The sequence below is a fragment of the uncultured Anaerovibrio sp. genome (genome assembly GCA_902786545.1).
Taxonomy (GTDB): domain Bacteria; phylum Bacillota; class Negativicutes; order Selenomonadales; family Selenomonadaceae; genus Anaerovibrio.
This window is the reverse complement of the sequence record CADACU010000088.1, coordinates 1-2916: the sequence shown is the minus strand read 5'-3', so window position 1 is coordinate 2916 and position 2916 is coordinate 1. Positions and strand designations below refer to the sequence as shown.

Annotated in this window: 2 protein-coding genes; both read right to left on the bottom strand. The window is 46.7% G+C overall.

Annotated features, from left to right (window positions below):
• On the bottom strand, positions 1-2684 hold a 2684-nt coding region (locus QZV24_RS10280), incomplete at its 3' end, for an autotransporter outer membrane beta-barrel domain-containing protein (RefSeq protein WP_294523531.1).
• A 52-nt stretch (positions 2685-2736) separates the two neighbouring features.
• Positions 2737-2916: hypothetical protein (locus QZV24_RS10275; protein ID WP_294523529.1), on the bottom strand; the 180-nt coding region annotated here is incomplete at its 5' end.

Genomic DNA, 2916 nt, shown 5'->3' with positions numbered 1-2916 from the left:
GCCATAGTCTTGGCTGCTGCATTAGCCGAAAGGGAGGACAGTGCCTCCTTGGCTTTATCCGTATCCAGGCCATACAGCGTACGCATTTCATCAATGCGGTCATCGCCGGTGTCGGACAGCTGCTTATACATATCCGTCATGGCATTATAGGCTGCCTGCTGAGTGCTGTCTATGTCCCCCAGATTGTTGCTGGCCACGGTCTGCACCTTGATTTCATTGCCGGATACTGTTCCGGTGGTACTAAGCATCCCGCTGGCTGCATAAGACTCATCGCCATTGCCAATGGTACCGGTAATACTATCGGCCTTCAGCACCGTCATTTCATCCCCTGGCAATGCATTGTCAATGGAAATCATGGAGCCTTCCACATCTGCTGTTCCAGAAACCACAATCTGTCCCTTGTCGCCTCCGGCATAGCCAGCCAGTACACCATCAGAAATCAACTTGCCTTTTATTAACATATCACTATTTTGACTTTCCGCACCGATAGTTCCATGATTATAGAACTTACCAGTGGTATCATCAGTAAAGTCCTTATCCAGTTTTTGGGACAGGTCATTTACCTGATAGCTGCCCCCCAACAGGGTGGCATCTTTGGCTACCTGTACATTTATTACATTGGCTTCCCCGGTATAGGTGAGAGTACCCTCATTTACATTCATCTTGATGTTTTCTTCACCGGAAATGTTGCCGGTGTATTTCATTTCCTCATTATTGAAGTTGAGATTGGTCACCAAATCAGGAATATACAGATAGTACTCATAGCCATCCTTGCCAATATTGTTATTATACTGAATGCGCAGGACATCCCGACTTTTACCATCACTGTCATAAGCCTCTTCACAGCTTTCCCGGTCAAAGCGTTTCCATTCCGAAACAATATCCCCTTGGATGCTTGCACCATCATTTACATTTATATTCTTCACCAAGGCATTTTTGCTGATGTAGATGGCAGCATCACTACCAGCCAGCTTTCCGGAAAGATTATAATTATCCACTAACGGTCCTACCAGTTCATCTTCCGCCACATTGCGGGTATTGGCATTCATATTGTAAGTCAGAGCATAATTTTGGGCTGAGTTTATGGCGCCAGGTTCTCTCCCACTGGCCCTGCTGTTCACCCAACGCTTATACCGGATATATGAACCACGATACTCGGACCCTGCTCCACCCCGGGCGGAACCGAAATCAAACCGCATTCCTACACCGCCATCGCCGTTAGCTGTAACCGTGCCGGCCTGCTCCACTGTCTGGTTTCGTCCATAGGAAATCATCACGCCGTTCCCCCGATAACCATCAGCATGAATCTCCGTATCCTTCGGTATTATCAGCGTGTTTTCCATACCATCCACCCGAATACCGGTACCGCCATTACCTTTGGTCATAATATCCGCAGCCTGGGTCACTGTATTACCATAGCCATAAACATGCAACCCAATTCCCAAATTAACATCACTGTAAGTATTGTTCAAATAGGCTGTCCCCGTCTGATTGCGGGCAAAGAATCCCTGATTATTGACAATGGTTCCCTTGTTACCATAGATAGAACGACCAAAATACGCCTTGCGATCAATGTCATATCCCAAATCCTGCAACGCAGCCAGCTCTACTTCCAAGAAAGCAGAATAGTTACTGTATGTGCGATGGCTCATCATACCAGATGTTTGAATATGGGAACCTTCAAATCGATCACCTTCCCAGCCATTTACCGGTAAGGCACTGCGACCGAAGAAGGTGGCTCCATCCAAGGCATCCACTACATTTTTGCCGGAAAAGTAGGCAAACCCTTCCCCTTCATCCGTTATTTTCTTATCAACAATGAAATAATCCTTCGGAGAAATACTAGGTTTATCCTTTTTCAGTTCCTCAAACTCATAGGATGTTAAAATCTGCATTCCGGACTGGGCCTTGTTGCCGTTCTGATCGTAAAGCTGCAAGTTCCAGGATTTTTCATCGGTAACCCCTGGCGTAAAATATGTGTTGTCGCCGCGGATCCGCCTTTTCGCAACTATTCCCAAAGCATGCCCCAACTCATGCCGCACTGTTCCGGCAAAATTGACAGCTTGCTCATTGGTAGGCAATACTGTATCCGTATCCACCCACCAACCGTATTCCGCCCCGGTGCGCTTGGCACCGGAATAATAACCTATCCTTAGCCGGCTATACGCATAACTTCCCTCTGGCAGCACGCCAGTTTTGGCCTTGTCATAAGTCAGCTCATCATAATCAGTCCCGTTTTGCAGCTGCTGGGAAACATAGTGTTCGGCATTTTTATAGCTTTTCCGAATTGGTTGGACTCCATCCGACTTCACACTCAATGAACTGGATGATGCATTCCTTTGCCAGTAGGTGGTAACGAAAATCTGCCATGGCTCCTTATTCTTCGCAGTAGGTCCCAACATATCCGTCCAATAGGTTGCACTGGTTGCAGCGCCGGTGATAAGCGCATCCGGCAAATCATAGACGGCTTTAGGAACCATCCATTGGCCATTATTTCCAATCCCCTGACTTTCCTTCAAAAAAATCAGCTCTGCAATATTCCGGCCATTATAGTCGATGTACTCTGTCGCCAGATATTCACTTTCATCTGCTGAAGCATATGGAGTGATTGACATCAATCCAATTAGGACCGCTGACACCAATGTACTATATTTGGCTCTGGTTCCTTTTTTATGCTTTTTCATACAATCACTCCTTGCATGCAATTATTTTAAAACTTCCAATAATATGTGATGGTTACCACATTCTTCTTAAGGTAACCGCCGCCATTATATCCTTATCATGAGCGCCCTTTTGCAAAGACAAATCTCCAGCCAAGGTCCAGCCCGGCTCAAATTCCGCCTCGCCGCCAATGGACATAACAAAATGGGTTCTGTCCTGCTGCCCCCGCATTTCATAGGTGTCAGCCTCATTACC